15 protein-coding genes are annotated in these 16,700 nt (G+C 43.1%); 2 read left to right on the top strand and 13 right to left on the bottom strand.

The features are described from left to right. Positions 1-359: 359 nt before the first annotated feature. The 4 genes from BFN00_RS05565 to BFN00_RS05550 are packed head-to-tail and all read right to left on the bottom strand — an operon-like array spanning position 360 to position 4,400. The gene (locus tag BFN00_RS05565) at positions 360-1,169 is read right to left on the bottom strand and encodes an SDR family oxidoreductase (protein ID WP_071850713.1); all 810 of its coding nucleotides are present in this window, start codon (positions 1,167-1,169) and stop codon (positions 360-362) included. 51 nt (positions 1,170-1,220) lie between these two features. Continuing rightward, positions 1,221-2,072, bottom strand: a complete 852-nt coding sequence (locus BFN00_RS05560) for a TauD/TfdA family dioxygenase (protein ID WP_071850712.1) — start codon at positions 2,070-2,072, stop codon at positions 1,221-1,223. Positions 2,073-2,082: 10 nt separating this feature from the next. Next, on the bottom strand, positions 2,083-3,627 hold the full coding sequence (locus BFN00_RS05555) for an AMP-binding protein (protein ID WP_249449784.1): 1,545 nt from the start codon (positions 3,625-3,627) through the stop codon (positions 2,083-2,085). Positions 3,628-3,665: 38 nt separating this feature from the next. Further along, complete coding sequence (locus BFN00_RS05550) at positions 3,666-4,400, bottom strand: thermostable hemolysin (protein WP_004280234.1); 735 nt, start codon at positions 4,398-4,400, stop codon at positions 3,666-3,668. Positions 4,401-4,587: 187 nt separating this feature from the next. Between BFN00_RS05550 and BFN00_RS05545 the strand changes: the two genes are divergently transcribed. Then, positions 4,588-4,974, top strand: a complete 387-nt coding sequence (locus tag BFN00_RS05545) for a diacylglycerol kinase (protein ID WP_004280235.1) — start codon at positions 4,588-4,590, stop codon at positions 4,972-4,974. Between the two features lie 39 nt (positions 4,975-5,013). Beyond that, on the top strand, positions 5,014-5,724 hold the full coding sequence (locus tag BFN00_RS05540) for a phosphatase PAP2 family protein (RefSeq protein ID WP_071850720.1): 711 nt from the start codon (positions 5,014-5,016) through the stop codon (positions 5,722-5,724). Positions 5,725-5,749: 25 nt separating this feature from the next. Here BFN00_RS05540 and BFN00_RS05535 read toward each other — a convergent pair whose 3' ends face one another. The 9 genes from BFN00_RS05535 to BFN00_RS05495 all read right to left on the bottom strand — a co-directional run bounded on the left by BFN00_RS05535 (position 5,750) and on the right by BFN00_RS05495 (position 16,678). Next, positions 5,750-7,069: a sensor histidine kinase gene (locus BFN00_RS05535; protein WP_071850719.1), complete on the bottom strand. Its 1,320-nt coding sequence runs from the start codon at positions 7,067-7,069 to the stop codon at positions 5,750-5,752. A 5-nt stretch (positions 7,070-7,074) separates the two neighbouring features. Next, the gene (locus BFN00_RS05530) at positions 7,075-7,746 is read right to left on the bottom strand and encodes a response regulator transcription factor (protein WP_071850710.1); all 672 of its coding nucleotides are present in this window, start codon (positions 7,744-7,746) and stop codon (positions 7,075-7,077) included. Position 7,747: 1 nt separating this feature from the next. Further along, positions 7,748-9,433 carry a phosphoethanolamine transferase gene (locus tag BFN00_RS05525; RefSeq protein ID WP_071850709.1) on the bottom strand — a complete coding sequence of 562 codons (1,686 nt, stop codon included), beginning with the start codon at positions 9,431-9,433 and terminating at the stop codon, positions 7,748-7,750. A 105-nt stretch (positions 9,434-9,538) separates the two neighbouring features. Then, on the bottom strand, positions 9,539-10,792 hold the full coding sequence (locus BFN00_RS05520; protein ID WP_502686040.1) for an MgtC/SapB family protein: 1,254 nt from the start codon (positions 10,790-10,792) through the stop codon (positions 9,539-9,541). Between the two features lie 262 nt (positions 10,793-11,054). Next, complete coding sequence (locus BFN00_RS05515; protein ID WP_071850708.1) at positions 11,055-11,549, bottom strand: flavin reductase; 495 nt, start codon at positions 11,547-11,549, stop codon at positions 11,055-11,057. 92 nt (positions 11,550-11,641) lie between these two features. Further along, positions 11,642-12,685 carry a methionine synthase gene (locus BFN00_RS05510; protein ID WP_071850707.1) on the bottom strand — a complete coding sequence of 348 codons (1,044 nt, stop codon included), beginning with the start codon at positions 12,683-12,685 and terminating at the stop codon, positions 11,642-11,644. 42 nt (positions 12,686-12,727) lie between these two features. Then, complete coding sequence (locus tag BFN00_RS05505; RefSeq protein WP_071850706.1) at positions 12,728-13,735, bottom strand: DUF1852 domain-containing protein; 1,008 nt, start codon at positions 13,733-13,735, stop codon at positions 12,728-12,730. Positions 13,736-14,340: 605 nt separating this feature from the next. After that, positions 14,341-15,714: an amidohydrolase family protein gene (locus tag BFN00_RS05500; RefSeq protein ID WP_071850705.1), complete on the bottom strand. Its 1,374-nt coding sequence runs from the start codon at positions 15,712-15,714 to the stop codon at positions 14,341-14,343. A 43-nt stretch (positions 15,715-15,757) separates the two neighbouring features. Further along, complete coding sequence (locus tag BFN00_RS05495; RefSeq protein WP_071850704.1) at positions 15,758-16,678, bottom strand: ABC transporter permease; 921 nt, start codon at positions 16,676-16,678, stop codon at positions 15,758-15,760. Between the last annotated feature and the right edge of the window lie 22 nt (positions 16,679-16,700).

Raw genomic sequence — 16,700 nt, 5'->3', positions numbered from 1 at the left:
GTGAGATGGAGGAAGAGGGAGGGAGGAAGGAGGGAGAGACGCGTAAGATCGTCGGCAGCGTCAGATGTGTATAAGAGACAGACGATGATCTCTAACGTCTTGCAGAACTGCAAGACGTTGAATTTCTTTATCAGACATAGTGATCAGCATCCATATTTTATATCCAGTCCATGGTGATAAAAACCATCATAAACCAGACATTTTTATTGGTGAGAATATAGACACTTTAAATGGGTTCTAACAATAGTATTTCGTATAATGTATATTATGTTAAATGGAATCTCTGTGACAGCACTCTTTCAAAGTTATTATCCATAAAAGTTAATTTTGGAGTTTCCTTGTGTGTATACCTTTAACTGTTAAAAAAACATATTTGGATCAGCATATCTATAAATAGTATCCAGATCTTTTTCAATCGAACCAGAAACTATATTGGGTAAAACCTGATTTACCTTCACAAAGATCTTTTCAGGATAACCGACCTGATACGACTGACAATCTTTCTGTAAGAAATGATAAAACTCTTGTGCGACAAAATCAGGATCATCCATTTTAGTTCCCAGTGCCTGATTCATTTCTGTGACATTTGCATCATTCATTTCCGTGATCGTTGCCCTTGGTGAAAAATAACGAAATTGAATTGAGGTCTTAGCATACTCACGTGCAAGCGCTTCGGTGGCACCGCGCAAGGCGAATTTACTGGCACAATAACTGACATAACCCGGATAGCCAATGCTACCGAAAGTAGAACCGATATGAATGATCTGGCTTGGCTGAGTTTTTGACATCAATGGAATCATGCCTTGCACCAGTTGCAAGGGATAGACCACATTAATCAGCATCATCTGTTCCATCACTTCCTGTGACTGCTGTGAGAACAGACTGAAATCATTGATACCGGCATTATTGATGTAATAGTGAATGGGGGTATTCAGTTCGGCCAGCGCACCTAGCAAATCGTTACGGCTGTGCTGCTCGGCCAGGTCACAGCAGATCCCTTGCAGTTGTATATCCGGATAACACTGCGCCAGTTTTTCACCTAATTTTTGTAAAGTCCGTTCATTACGTCCGACCAGAACCAGATTCAGGCCATTTTTCCCAAGAATATCGGCAATGGCCTGTCCGATGCCACCGGTCGCACCTAGAAGAACTGCTGTTAAATTGGACATAGATCATTTCTCTTATCGTTGAATTTTTTAAGATGTCTCTTTCTGCTTTGCTTAAAAGTCAGGATTCAAGCCCAGTCCCATACAGATGTATAGCTTGCGCTGTTCAAGTGGTACCAAGATTTCACGTCGGCCATGCATAAAGCGTTTGTTATCAATGATCACCAGATCACCATCCTGCCAGTCAATTTCTGAGGTCTGGGTTTCACAACGCTCTGCCAGTTCTACGAGTAAGTCCGGACTAATTTCTGAACCGTCTGCAAAATAAAAACGGGGTTTTTCATAATTGTAAGAAGGCCCCAGTAAGGTATTGGCAAAGGCTGGAACACCCTTAAGATTGTCATGGCGGACCATCGGCATATTTAAATGGTAGTGCACTCCCCCATCATGTGCGGGACTGATCCGCTGTCCAGGCACCATCTCGATAAAGCGTTCTAATTCCAGCTGGCCGACCTGCTCTGAATTTTCAATATTCAAGGCAGTGGCCACATATTTCTGCCAGATCGGTTTGGGTAAATAACGGCTAATGGTCATCGGCTTGGAGAATTTCTGCTTGAGCGCATCCGACATATTTTTCCAGACTTCATGCCCATCACATAAGGTAGTCTGCGAACCGCGCGAAGCACTTTTTTCACTGAAAAAGGCGATAATATCGGGCGGTAAAGGCGTTGTGCCATTTTCAATATGAAGTCCCATGGCCTGGCTACCTGCATCAACTTTCTGGGACTGACGAGTGACATTTTCGCGTGCAGGATCATAAGTCAGCCGCTGGCATAGCCTATTCATGAGTTCACTAAACGAGGTCACGTCATAGTGTTCATGTCTTAACAAGACCCAGCCCTGTTCTACCAATTGCGTTTTAATCTGATTAGGTGTGGTGTGCAAAGCTTGCTGTGCAATATTCATGTGTTCTCTCTCATTCGATAGATCTATGGGTCTGTGAACTATGCAAAATAAGTTGGGACTCGTCCGGCATCAGTTCAGCCTGAAAATTTTGCTGAATCTGCTGTCTGCGCAGTTTGCCGTTGTCGGTCAACATCTGGTTGTTCAGGGAAAAGGGCTCTGGAGACTTACACCAATGTTTGATCTGGGCATAATCCGGCATCCGGCTATTGGCCCGCTGAATCGCTGCTACCAGTTGCTGGTCTTGCGTATCATCAGGGGCATAAATCACGGCCGACAGATATGGTTGGGCTTCGCCAAAAATGGCAATCTGCTGGATTTCCGGCTCGGTCAGACTGTTGGATTCGACCCATTCCGGGGAAATATTGCGTCCAAAACTGCTGATAATTATCTGCTTGATGCGTCCGGTAATGTACAAATAGCCATCCTCATCAAAATATCCGGCATCACCCGTATGAATATACGGTGTCGCAGTCATGTCATTGACATAACCCAGCATGGCATTACCCTTCACTACTACTTCGCTGTTGGCTGCAATCTCAACTTCGACATGCGGTAAAATCCGGCCCACACTGCCAATGCGGCGTGCACCCGGCAGATTCAGACTGACCACCGAGGCACACTCGGACAGGCCATAACCCTCATAAACCGGAAGGTTAAGTTGCTTACACTGTTTGAGTAAATCAGCAGAGACTTTCCCTCCACCGACCGCAATAAATTTCAGCGTCTTGAAACCTGCAGCCCCGTGTTCAGCGCTATATTCCACAATCGCTTTCAGCATCTGCGGTAATAAAATCACACTTTCGATTTGATAGCTCTGCAGTGCATTTACAAACCGTTGTGTATCAAAAGTATGATTAGATGTCAGGCCAAACTGGCTCACCTCACCGACTACTACAGCGCGCCCCATGCTCAGTGCGACATAAATGCCGGCAATATTTTCCAGCAAGGTGGCAAATGGAATCAGGCACAAATGCCGTCCAAGCTGACTGCTGGCCAATGCATGACTGAGTGAATGCGTAATTGATTCTATGGTGTCTTCAGCCAGACACACGCCTTTCGGTGTCCCCGTACTGCCAGAGGTATAGGTGATTTTTGCCGGCTGCTGGGTTTGTAAAGAAGATGAATACTGTACTGCCTGTTCTAGCTGAAAAAAGCGTGCATGTAGCTGGCCAGCAATAAAAATCTCATCTCTACTCATGTCTTGAGCCAGATTTAACAGCCATTCTGGTGCAGAGAAAGATTCATCCAGAATACAGAGCAGCTCTGTTTGGCTGTCGGAAAGCAGATGCCGTACTTGGGCTACAGTAAAAAATAGAGGAACAGGTATTACAGTCATGCCGGCTTTTTGTGCGGCAAGATCGACCACAATCCAGTCGATGCTGCTCACGCCCCATAAGGCCAGATGGCGCAGATTAAGCTGCTTGAAACCGGCACTCAATAATTCTACCCGCTGCTGTAGCTCCGCATAGCTGAGGGTTGCCTGTGTGGTGACTACCGCTTCTAGCTGCGGATATTGTCGTGCTTGCAGGCTGATACGTTCAAATAAAGCAGTCATCATTTAAATTCTGTGCCTCGCTGATCAAGCAAAATGCTTTAATGACTAAATTGATAAAATTGACGAGCGACTTGTAGGGCCTCTGCCACATCAATCGCCAGCACATAAGGTTTCTGCTGGTAATAACTGCCCCACAGGCGTTGTGCCTCTCCAAGGACTTGCGGGTCAGCCTTTTCAAGCACATGAAAATGTAATCCCATTTGTTGCAGCACATAACGCACAGCGGCTGTCCCGGTACATACTGCCCATTCGATGTGTTGCTGCGAGAGATGAAAAACCAGAAAGGCCACCATCAGTTTGGCTTTGTCCATATCTAGTGCTGCAAGATTGCCAATTTCTACCACTTTGTCTCGACTGACCTGGGTTTGGCTCAGTTTACTTAATGTGTTTTCAACGGGTTCATCGAGATACTGTTCCAGAAAGGCATTAAATTGATTTAAATGCTGCATACCAATCACCACCTGCATCTCGGCGCCTTGATAACCTGCAAACAGGGTCGAAGAGAAGCTCGATACAGTGGCCTGATGGACTTGCTGATATTTTTCCTGAATAAAATGTTCCAGGCTACGGCGTTCAGGTGTCTCGCTTTGTTCTACAGTTTTGACCGTCAAATGTAGCGATTGATCCTGTGCTGAAATTACCGGATACGCCGGAGGTACTTGTAGTAAAAATTTATTGTGATTGATTTGTTTTTTATATTCAGGCTGCTTGAAATATGTATTTAGAAAGTGAATCTGACTAGATAAATAAGGATCAAAACTGAACTTGATCATTTGGCTCACACCACGAAATTAACTTGCTACTCAAGATAGAAGCCCAAACTTAAAAAATTCTTAATTTTGTGCAAAAGAATGTAAAAGCTGTGTGTATAAAAAATCCAGAGAACGGCCGGTTTTTTTAAGAGCATTTTAAGATTGAAAATTTAAGTTAATCCTATCTCTTGTTAACTGAAACTGTTCTATGTCTTCCTACCGCTCACCTTATAAAGGCACCTCAGGAACGCAGCGTATTTTTAATGCGACCCGTTATTCCCTGGCTGGTTTTAAAACCGCCTTTCAAAATGAGGCCGCCTTCCGGCAAATTCTGCTGATCAACCTTATTTTGATTCCTCTAAGCTTTTGGATGCCGGTTAGCCGGGTTGAGCAAGCACTGATGGTCGCCGTGTGCCTATTGGCGTTGATCATTGAACTGATTAACTCAGCGATAGAGGCAGTGGTAGACCGGATTTCCATGGAACGGCATGAACTGTCTAAAAATGCCAAGGATATGGGCAGTGCGGCTCAGTTTGTAGCACTTAGTTTAATTGCCCTGACCTGGGGCATCATTTTGGCTGGTCATTTGATTTGACCTCTGCTCTTGCTACTGCCTGAAATGGACAACTTAAAAATGATCACTGACCGTTCCCGGTTTTTACTGACCCAAACTTTACTTTTGATCTTCAGTTTTTTGATTCTTCTCAACTTCTTTGACATTGGAGGAGTGCTGGACTTACAGCTCATCTATCCCTTTATCGATGATCAGGGTCAATTTCCCCTTCGAAAACAATGGGCACTGGCAGAACTCAATCATCGCTATGTTAAAGACCTGCTGATTCTAGTGTATATCACATTATTACTGGGCTGGTTGGCATCACTGAAATGGCAGAACTGGTATATACGGCGCTGGGAATTTGGCTATTTTTTTAGCATGGTAGTGCTGACCACAGCCTCGATCGGAATTTTAAAATCCCAGTCAGCCCATGCCTGTCCCTGGGATATGACCATACCTACCCATAATGGGATTTTGTGGGATTTTAGTGCCACTGCAGGCCACTGTTTTCCTGGAGGGCATGCATCTAGTGGTTTTGCGTTAATGGCCGGCTATTTTGTTTATCGTATTTCTAACCGCAAGCGTGCTTATTTTCTTCTGATCGGTGCAGTAATTTTAGGGTTGGCCATGGGCTGGGCACAAATGATGCGCGGAGCACATTTCCTGAGTCATAATTTATGGACTGGCTGGATTATCTGGTGCATCAATGTCATTGGCTATACGCTGTTTAGCCACAAACTACCAATAGAAAAGACCACTCCTATACGCTCTAGTATCAGGCAACCTTAACTCCAAAAACTAGAAGCCTATTTGCTTAGGCTTTGGCCAAAGGAAACTTGACCTGTACACAAAGGCCACTCAGATTGACACTTCGCGAAAATTCTAGTGTTCCACCCAAGCGCTCGGTGGCTTTATCTACAATGGATAAACCCAAACCGCTGCCAATTTCTGCATGGTTATGTATCCGGTAGAAGCGTTGCCGGATCTGATTGAATTGAGCGGGATCTATCCCTGTACCACTGTCTTCAATCTGTAAAACTGCCTGATGGCCTTGCTGGAAAATCGACACATTAATCACGCCATCCTTCGGACTATATTTAATCGCATTATCAATTAAATTATAAATAATCGAGTGCAAGGCCGAAGCCTGGCCCTGAATCAATAGTTCCTGCTGCTGCTCTACCCCTAAATCAATGTCTTTCTGTAGCGCCAGTTGAATCAGCTCTTCGATACAGGTGACTGTCATTTGATTCAGTGATAGCAATTGAACAGGTTCGCTTAAACCTTCGGTCACATCCTGTTTGGCCAGACTTAATAACTGGTTGACCAGATGCTGCATGCGCAAAATGCCTTGACTCAAATTATGGATAGATTCGCTCTGAGGGAACTGCTGTAGCAAAATTTGTAGCTGTAAATTCAAGGCCGTCAGTGGCGTGCGTAATTCATGTGCAGAATCCGCTACAAATTGACGTTGTTCCTGTTGGGCCAGAGAAATTCGGCCAAACAGATAATTCATTTCCTGAATGGTCGGTTCCAGCTCCAGGGGATAATCTTTCATTGCAATTGGCTTTAAGTCTTGTGCCTTGCGGCTGGCCAATTCAGTTTTAAAGTCATTGAGTGGCTGAAAATTTTTCCGGATCATCCAGCCTAAGCCAAACACTGCAAAAGGTAAAAAAAGTACGTAAGGAAGAAACATATTAGCTGCCAGTTCCAGCGCCAGTTCCTGCCGGACATTTTGCTGCTGGCTCACCTGAATCTGTAATTGCTTACCAGGAATAATATAAGTTAACCAGGTTCCATATGGCGTTTGATGCTTGTAGAAACCTGCTTTCCTGACCGGTGCCACCAGAACATCCTGCGGATGGAAGGAAGTGGCTGTATCTGTATAGGACCAGATATCTACAAATAAATCTTCTTCACTGTATTGTTTTGCCAGATCAATTTGGCTTTGTAAGGGTTGCGGATGATTTTCTGAAATGCGCTCTGCCAGACTTTGCATCTGTTTATCCAGTACTTCATTAATTTCTTCGAGCGCAATCCGGTATGCTGCAAAGATTAGCACACAGCCCAGTACCACGCTAAATAATGAAATATAAATAACCAGACGTTTTTGCAAGGAATAACGTTTTTGCATGGTGCTCATCCTAAGCGATACCCTAGCCCACGTATGGTACGTATGAAGTCTTTTCCTAGTTTTGCCCGCAGATGATGGATATAGACTTCCACCGTATTACTGCTGACATCACTGTCAAAATCATAAAGCTTGTCTTCCAGATCATTCTTGGAAAAAATTTTATTCGGATGATTTAGCATGGCCATTAAGATAGACCATTCCCGGTTGGATAATTCTATAGCCTGTCCATTAAACAGAGCGATATGCTGCTCCAGATCTAGTTCCAAACCACTGTGTGATAATTTCTTATTCGTATCTATCCCGGTATTTTTTAAACCACTACGGCGTATTAAGGCATGAATACGGGCCAGTAACTCGTCAAATTCATAAGGCTTGATTAAATAGTCATCTGCTCCCTGATTCAGCCCATCTACCCGGTTTTGTAACTGATCACGGGCGGAGATAATCAGTACCGGTAAATTTGGAAACTTCTGCCGGATATTTTTTAGCACCAGCATACCATCCATCATCGGCAAGCCTAAATCGAGCAGGACAATATCATAGGCCTGCTGCTGTAACTGTTTTAAACCCTCAATCCCATTATTGACCCAGTACACATCAAACTGATGCAGCTTGAGCAATGTTTCAGTCGACTCGGCAATCATAAAGTCGTCTTCAATAATCAGTATTTTATGCATTTCAAGCTCTATTCTTTAATGATGGTGAGCATTGTGCAAGCATATCATTTTTAGCTTCAGTCACTTGCGTTTTTATATCCAGTAAACTTAATAAGCTGGGGAAAAGATGATCCTGACTACGGGCCTGTTCGGTCTGCCCTTTAAGACAGCTGACCTGCTGGGTATTCTGCTGCTTCCAGGCATCGGAGAACCACATCAGCATCGGGACATGGGTTTGCTGGGTCGGCGCCATACTATAAGGTGCACCATGCAGGTATAAACCATGCTCTCCAGTGGATTCCCCATGATCAGACAGGTACCAGAAACCGGTCTGATATTGAGTTTGCTGCTTTAAAGTTTCAACGATCTGGGCAAGAACATGGTCTGTATATACAATCGAATTATCATAGCTATTCTTTAATTCTTCTGTACTGCAGCCCTGAATGGCATTGCTATTACAGGTTGGTTGAAATGGTTGATACGGCGTTTTGGAACGCTTGAAATATGCGGGGCCATGACTGCCCATCTGATGCAGTACAATTAATTGTGGTTTCGGGTTGTTTTTATCCAGATGCGCCAGATAATCTTTCAAGCTATCCACCAGGATTTCATCAAAACATTCACCAGCAGCATCACACCACTTCTGTTTCAGTTGTGCCGGAATCTGGTATTTTTGTACCCGGTCACAGGCACCTTTACAGCCCGAGTTATTATCGATCCAGGTTACCTGATAACCGGCGCGCTGGGCAATATCCAGCAAACCTTCTCGGTGGCTGGCGAGCTGTTCATCATAGGTTTCACGTGACATGCCCGAAAACATACACGGGACTGAAACGGCAGTTGCTGTGCCACAGGAACTGACTTGACTAAAATTAATCACCGCTAACTTGCTCAGTTCAGGATTGGTATTGCGCGCATAGCCATTTAAAGCAAAACTCTCGGCACGTGCAGTTTCTCCAACAACCAGCACCATCAATTTGGGATGTTCCTGCATTTGGGCCTGCTGTAGCAGATGAGCATCTTCGGCATAAGTAATTAAAGGTAAATTCGCCTTAGGTGCTTTCTTTTTATAATAGGACAAGGTGGACGCGATGCTGTTTTGTGGAGAAAGCATACCCTTCAGGTCGCGGTGCTCGCGGAAGATGGCTGCATAATCGACATAGAAACAGAACAATAAACCTAGAATCAGTCCGAGTGAGACTACACTGCTCAAGCCTTTTTGTAAGATTTGACGCCCTAGCGATGCAGGCTGAATTTTAAGCATCCAGATGACGCAGAGTGGAAAAACCACAAACACCAGTGTCCAGATGACCAGTCGCATTGACCAGAGATCTCGAACTTCACGGGCATCGGTTTGCAGCATATTCTGGATCTGGTCTGGCGTAATAACGACCCCCAGACTATTGACAAAATAAGCACTAAAACCGCCCAGAATAATCAGGACACTGGCCAGTATTTTGGCATTCCATTTCCAGTTCAGCCACTGTAATACCAGATTGTAAAACGCAATAATGATCAGTGCCGTGGCGACCAGTAACAGGCCTGCTTTCAGATTGGTATAAGGCGTAAATTCGTGAATTTTCTGATAGAAAGCAAAGTTTAGGATCAATCCCAGCCAAATAGCCAGTAACATGTTGAAGCCTGAAAGACTAATCGACTTTTTAGGTCGCTGACTAAAAAAAGACGAATGGGAAAACAGCTTCAGCATGATCCGTGGCTCAAAGACTTTAAGATGCTTTAGCCTAGAATTTGAAACTTAAAAATGGCTTAAAATAATTGGATCATTTCATAATATATGCAAACCAGCCCTTCTTTATTTCAAACTCAGAAGAATAAAGATAAGTCCTAACATATGTAGAATCTGGCTAGGCGCAAAATATAGAAAAAACTTCCATCCCCCGGTCACAAAAGAATTGATACTTTTAGACACTGCATGTGCCGCAAGTCCAATCATGACAGCATAAATTAAAGTCAGGTTATGAGGATTTCCCTGTATCACTACACCTGCTACAGCAGCATGCACTTCAAATAAAGAGGCTAAAAAAGTGCCTAAAATTAAGCCGCTATCCCCCAGTAAAAGATTCGCGCCGTAAATCCCAGCCTGGATTAAGGTCAAACTTACCGCAATAATTACTGCTTCTTTTATACTGAACATCCGGCTATCAATTTCTTGTATTTCATTGATGCTCGTACTGTTATCCGCTTGGGGAGTTCGATAAATCAAGAATCCGGCAGCAATACATAAAATTCCGATCCCTACCAAACTCGGAATCAGCAAGAACTTGAACCATTCTACGCTCACTCCCAGAACAATCAGCAAGAGCTGTAATAAGGTGGCAATACAGGAGATCAATCCAGCACCTGCATTTAATTTTGCACTGGCCTGTCCGGATCGGACTTGCATGCCCAAACTGGCAATTGTGGCCGTACTGGAGACAAATCCCGAGGCTAAAGCAGATAAAATGAGAGCCTTATCATTGGACAAAATTCGTTTTGCTACATGTGCCATGGACTGCACAATCAAGATTAAAATGAGTAATTTTAGGATGATATATGGATTCAGTACGGCGCCCCACAAGGACTTATTGGGCATGACCGGCAACGCAATCAATATCAAAGCCAATAAAAGTAGTCCATCTCTTAACTCATAGCTTTGGATCGTTTTTCCGGCAAATTGATGCAATGTCTGTTTGCCCATCAGGATGATAGTGAGTAGTACCGCCATCCCTGCAGCAAGTGGAATATTCCACACACAAACAGCGCCAATGATATAGGTCATCAAAAAGGCCAGTTCAGTGGTAGAACCGATATCTTGTTTTTGTTGAAACAGGCTATACACACAGAACAGGCTGACCGCGACGGCTCCTATTACTCCAATATAAAGATGCAAAAGGAAACATGAAGCCCCCAATAAGGCTGTAATCGTAAATGATCTTAATCCTGCAAAACTCTGCTCATTGTTATTGTTTTTATGACGTTCACGCTCAAGCCCAATTAAAAGTCCACAGCCTAATGCCGACAGCATGATGGTCAGTAATTCCTGAAACGATAAACTTTGCAAAAGCATATTCAAGAGCATTCACCTTGTGTCATCCAGTGACAGTGCGTATTTTTAGTATATAAACAGTTTTTTAAAGCAGCCCAGCAATTTAACCACTGTATCTTTAAATTCTGGGATATAGATAGCAGTAAATTATTGGATCAATCTGCCCTCTATTTTTATTCTCGGTATAACTAATTTCCTATTCTTGATAGGCAGTTTAATCAAAATTACAGAAGTTAATAAGCTTTTAAATCTAAAATATTTTTATCCTACATCAGATCCACGATTAGACAGACTCTGTTTCCCCGACCTGATGATAGGCACGGTTAAAATAAACCAGGGCTTGATCTTCCTGATTCTGTTGAATGGCAATAATCGGACAAATCAAAATCGTATGTGTACCGACTTCCTGGATCTGCCCAATTTCACAATCAAAGCTCACCAGTGCATCTTGAAGTACAGGAGAACCCGTTTCTAAAGCCGACCATTTACCCTGTTCAAATCGTTGTTCAGAACTGAATTTTGAAGATGCAAAAGCATTTGAAAGATTCGCCTGATCTGTACTCAGTACATTTACGCACAGCACTTTATTTTCAATAAAGTTGGTATAAGAACGCGATGATCTATTCATACAAACCAATAAGGTCGGTGGTGTATCGGTCACGCTACACACGGCAGAGGCAGTAAAGCCATGACGACCTGAATCGCCCATCGTGGTCACTACATTTACTGCACTTGTTAATAAAGACATTGCGTTTCTAAAGTCTGTCGCTTCAACCATCACCGTATTCCAACATTCAACTTTTTATAAAGAACGTTATATCACTCAAATGATGCTTTCAATCTTTTAAAAGCATCATGGATTCACTTTAATTAGCGAGATAATTCCTGACGAATAATTTCAGCACCCGCACTGAGCGCATTGAGTTTGCCACGTGCGACTTGGCGACCAAGTGGCGCCATGCCACAGTTGGTTGATGGATATAGTTTGTCTGCATCCACAAACCGAAGTGCTTTACGTAAAGTGTTTGCTACTTCTTCAGCTGTTTCAATTTGATTGCTTGCGACATCAATAGCACCGACCATGACTTTTTTACCACGAATCAATTCGATCAGATCCATCGGGACACGTGAGTTATGACATTCAAGCGAAACAATATCAATTTTTGATTTTTGCAGTTTCGGAAATGCTTCTTCGTATTGGCGCCATTCTGAGCCTAAGGTCTTTTTCCAGTCTGTATTGGCTTTAATACCATAACCATAGCAAATGTGTACCGCAGTTTCACACTTCAGACCTTCAAGTGCACGCTCTAGAGTCGCTACACCCCAGTCATTCACTTCATCGAAGAACACGTTAAATGCAGGTTCATCAAATTGGATAATATCTACGCCGGCGGCTTCAAGTTCACGAGCTTCCTGGTTTAGGATCTTGGCAAATTCCCAAGCGAGTTTTTCGCGGCTTTTGTAGTGACCATCATATAAGGTATCAATCATGGTCATTGGGCCAGGAAGTGCCCATTTAATCGGCTGATCTGTGAGTGAACGTAAGAATTTGGCATCTTCAACAAAGACCGGTTTCTGGCGAGAAACTTCACCGACTACAGATGGAACGCTCGCTTCATAACGGTCACGGATTTTGACCGTTTCACGCTGATTGAAGTCAACGCCTTCAAGGTGCTCAATAAATGTGGTCACAAAATGCTGACGGGTTTGTTCTCCATCGCTGACAATATCAATGCCTGCCTGCTGTTGCTCATGCAATGACAAACGCAGTGCATCTTGTTTTGCGTCCAATAATTCCTGGCCTTCCAATTTCCAGGGTGACCAAAGTTTTTCAGGTTCTGCCAGCCAAGATGGTTTCGGTAAGCTGCCAGCAGTTGATGTTGGGAGTAGCTTTTTAGGTTGTAAAAGTGCCATGTCTAATCTTCTATCTCTATATTCGTAAAATAATGTGGTGTATTAAGCAGCGCGTTCTTGGTCGGCAATATTTGTGATCGTGAACTCGGCAGCCCATTGCTCCAGAATGTCTTTATAAGGTTTGATAAAGTGTTCTTCCGTCCACTTCCCTTGTTTCACGGCTAACTGACCACGCTCAACACGGTCATACACAATTTGAGTCAATGAATAATCTGGGTACTCAAGGCTGGGTTGATACACCTGACCCGCAGCAGAATTCGCATTATAAATTTCAGGACGATAAATCTTTTGGAAGCTTTCCATGGTGCTGATCGCACTGATCAACTCCAGATCGTTATAATCACGTAATAAGTCACCTGCGAAATAAAATGCTAAAGGTGCAGCAGCATTTTCAGGTTTGAAATAACGAACGGTTAAGCCCATTTTTGCGAAGTATTCATCGGTTCGTGAATGCTCATCATTTTTATATTCCATACCTAATACAGGATGCACATTCGCTGTACGGTAATAGGTTTTCGAGGTTGAAACGCTCAAACAAATCACCGGCTGTTTTTTAAATTCTGCTTTAAATACTTCAGAATTGACGAGATATTGATAAAGCTTGCCGTGTAAATCACCAAAATTTTCTGGCTTGGTCGAGGCTGGATTTTTCTTGATATGTTCAGGAAGTACCACGCTAAAATCATAATCGCGGACATAAGACGAGAAACTGTTGCCAATCATGCCATCAATACGCTGATTGGTTTGATGATCAATAATCGTGATTTTTAAAGTTTCAATTGCAGGGAACTTTTTGCCATTTCCTTCAACATCCAAGTCGACTGAAATGATGTCGATTTCAACTGAATAACGGTCTGCTTTTGGATTATCCCAATGTGCCAATGCATTAAAACGGTTATTGATCATTCGTAGAGTGTTACGCAAATTCTGTTCGCGACTTTCGCCACGCGCCAAATTGGCAAAGTTCGTCGTCAGACGTGTGCTATCTGTAGGTTGATAGTTTTCGTCAAAACGAATGCGCTTAATTGAACATGCAAACTTTTTACTCATTGTGATCCACTGCCCTAAGTTCTAATAACCAAATTTCTGAATGAGCCTAGTTATACTTGAACGTTAAGATGAATAAAAATGATTTAAACTCAATGAAAAGTGAATATTACTCATGATTGGTTGTTCTTAAGATATCAAGATCACTTATTGAAGAAAAATATGAAAGATTTCCTCTATGTAATTATAGTGTTTAATAGATGTTAAAATAATGATTATTAATAACTTAAAATAAATTCTATCGAATATTAAGTGGATGAAAATGAGTGATAAATTCGAAGAATGGTTTATAGTGGATTAGATACATTTTAGGAGTGAATGAATGAAACTCATCTAAAGTTTAGAAAATATCAGTCCATTCACTCTGTTTAATTTCATTTAAATCATTCGTTAGAAAATGTGACTTGAAAAAATCCGATTCAATTCAGCAGAAACAAGCTCTCATATTATGCAAATTCCAGCCTATCTCTCAGCACCCAAGAGTAATCACCCAGATATGCACTTAATATTGATTCACTCTAAGTCTAAACTCTTGATGAGTGCAGATGAGAATTTGGTATCTGAGGTCGTTCTATCATCAATAGATAACCTCAACCATCGCTGAGACCTCAAAATTCTTCCCGCTGTAATTCATTCACCGTTTGCTCCTGCTTTGCAAACCACTGATCACGACGTTCAAATAAACGTGGTGCCGCTTGATTGACCTGATCGATCAAAGCCTGTAAATCGGCATTGATCAAACGGCCATTTTTAACCACAGTCTGTCCCGCCACCATCGTCATGACCACATCTTGGCCTTGAACTGCATGGACTAAATTGGTATGCAGATTAAATAATTTTCCATGATCGATCAACGGCGTCATCCGTGGTGTATCCAGTTTGACTGCAATCAGGTCTACCTGTTTCCCGACTTCCAATGAACCAATTTCATCTTGCATACCTAAGGCTTTAGCTCCTGTAATCGTAGCCATTTGACAGACTGACCAAGCATCCAGAGCAGCCGCATCTAAATTCGAAAACTTTGCCAATAATGATGCTGTTTTCATTTCTTCAAATAGATCCAGATTATTGTTTTCTTTTTCGCCGTCCGTACCCAAACCTACCGCAACACCTTGACGTAGCATTTCAACCACAGGTGCTGCACCGGAGGCCAATTTCATATTGGAAATCGGGTTATGGGCTACACCGACTGCATGTCGCCTTAAAATCTGAATTTCATTTGTATCTGCCCACACGCAATGTGACAACAAGGTTTTAGGCAGATCCAGCAAACCCAGTTTTTGCAGACTCTCAATCGGGCGAATACCTGAACGGTGCAGGTTTTCCTGTACATCAAATTGGCTTTCATTGCTGTGGGTATGAAAACCGGTTTTATAATCCCGACAAAGTTTCTCAATACGGCTTAATGCTGAAGCTTCAGCATAAAACAGGTGCTCTAAACCTACCCAAACCTGAATACGTCCATTCGCCTGCTGATGCCAACGGTTGATTAAAGCTTCGTTACTTTTTAAGGTTTCAAAATAATTGTGATCCGGATGCTCTGCGACATAAGGTACAAGAACAGCACGAATTCCCAACGCTTGCGCAGCTTCAGCACTTCCGTCCATATAGCGCCACATATCGACAATGGTGGTGGTTCCCGACAAAAGTGCCTCGGCATAACACAAATAAGAAGCAATCTTCGCATCCTCTGGTGTCAATACTCGGTGCATCGGGTCAATATACTGCTGTAACCAATCCCAAACCGGTAATCCTTCTGCCGTGCCACGCAATAAACCGGAATGACAATGGGTATTGATCAAGCCCGGCATCAGGATCGTTTGTGGGTAATCCTCAATGAGCACCTCTGGATAGCATTGAGTTAACTGTGCCAATGTACCCACTGCTTTTATTTTGTCGCCATCAATTAGTATCGCGCCATTTTTAATACATTCATTCTGCGTGTTCATGGTGAGGACATAGGAAGCTGTTAAAATTTTCATGATTTATACTCAAATCTATTCTATTTATGATGAATGGCTACGGTTATGGCACGAAGGTTTTACCTAAAGAAGATGGCAAATTCATTTTGAGTACTTTTTTATTCCGCGAAATCATGACCAGTACCACAATGGTGGCTATATAGGGCAATGCGGCAAGCAGCTCGTTCGGAACCTTGATTCCAAGCGCCTGGGCGTGAAATTGTAAAATGGTGACGCCCCCAAACAGGTAAGCGCCGAGCATTAAACGTGTGGGTTTCCACACCGCAAATACTACCAGTGCAATGGCGATCCAGCCGCGGCCTGCCACCATATTTTCAATCCACATCGGGGTATATACGGTTGATAAAAATGCTCCGCCAACCCCTGCCATCAAACCGCCAAATAGTACTGCGCCATAACGAATCGCCAACACGTGGTAACCCATGGCATGCGCACTTTCCGGTGATTCTCCAACTGCTTTAAGCAATAAGCCCAAACGGGTTTTCGCCAAGACAAACCACACCAGAAAAAAGCTCAAGATCGACAAATACACCACATAGTTTTGCTGGAACAAAATCGGACCCAATACTGGAATATCCGCTAATAGTGGAATATTAAAATTAGCCAGACCCGGTAAAGCCATACTGACGTAGTTCTGACCCAAAAATGCAGAGATACCGAGTCCAAAAATGGTTAAAGCCAAACCACACGCGGATTGATTGGTACTTAAAGACAAGGTAAAAAAGGCAAAAATCAGGGCCATCAGCATGCCTGCCAGACCACCCATCAATAAGGCACTTAATACACTGGCATCGTATTGCGCAGCAAAAGCAAAACCTGCAATTGCACCGACCAGCATCATCCCTTCTACTCCAAGATTAATCACACCAGTCCGCTGTGTGACCAATTCCCCCAGACCTGCGAAAATCAGTGGTGTTGCTGCCGCAACAGTACCTGCAAGAATTGCGGTTAATTCTAAAGCCATATCATGCTTCCTTTTGCTGTAG

It is taken from the genome of Acinetobacter sp. AR2-3, from assembly GCF_001878775.1.
Classification (GTDB): domain Bacteria; phylum Pseudomonadota; class Gammaproteobacteria; order Pseudomonadales; family Moraxellaceae; genus Acinetobacter; species Acinetobacter lwoffii_D.
This window is presented reverse-complemented; position numbering and strand designations above follow the sequence as displayed.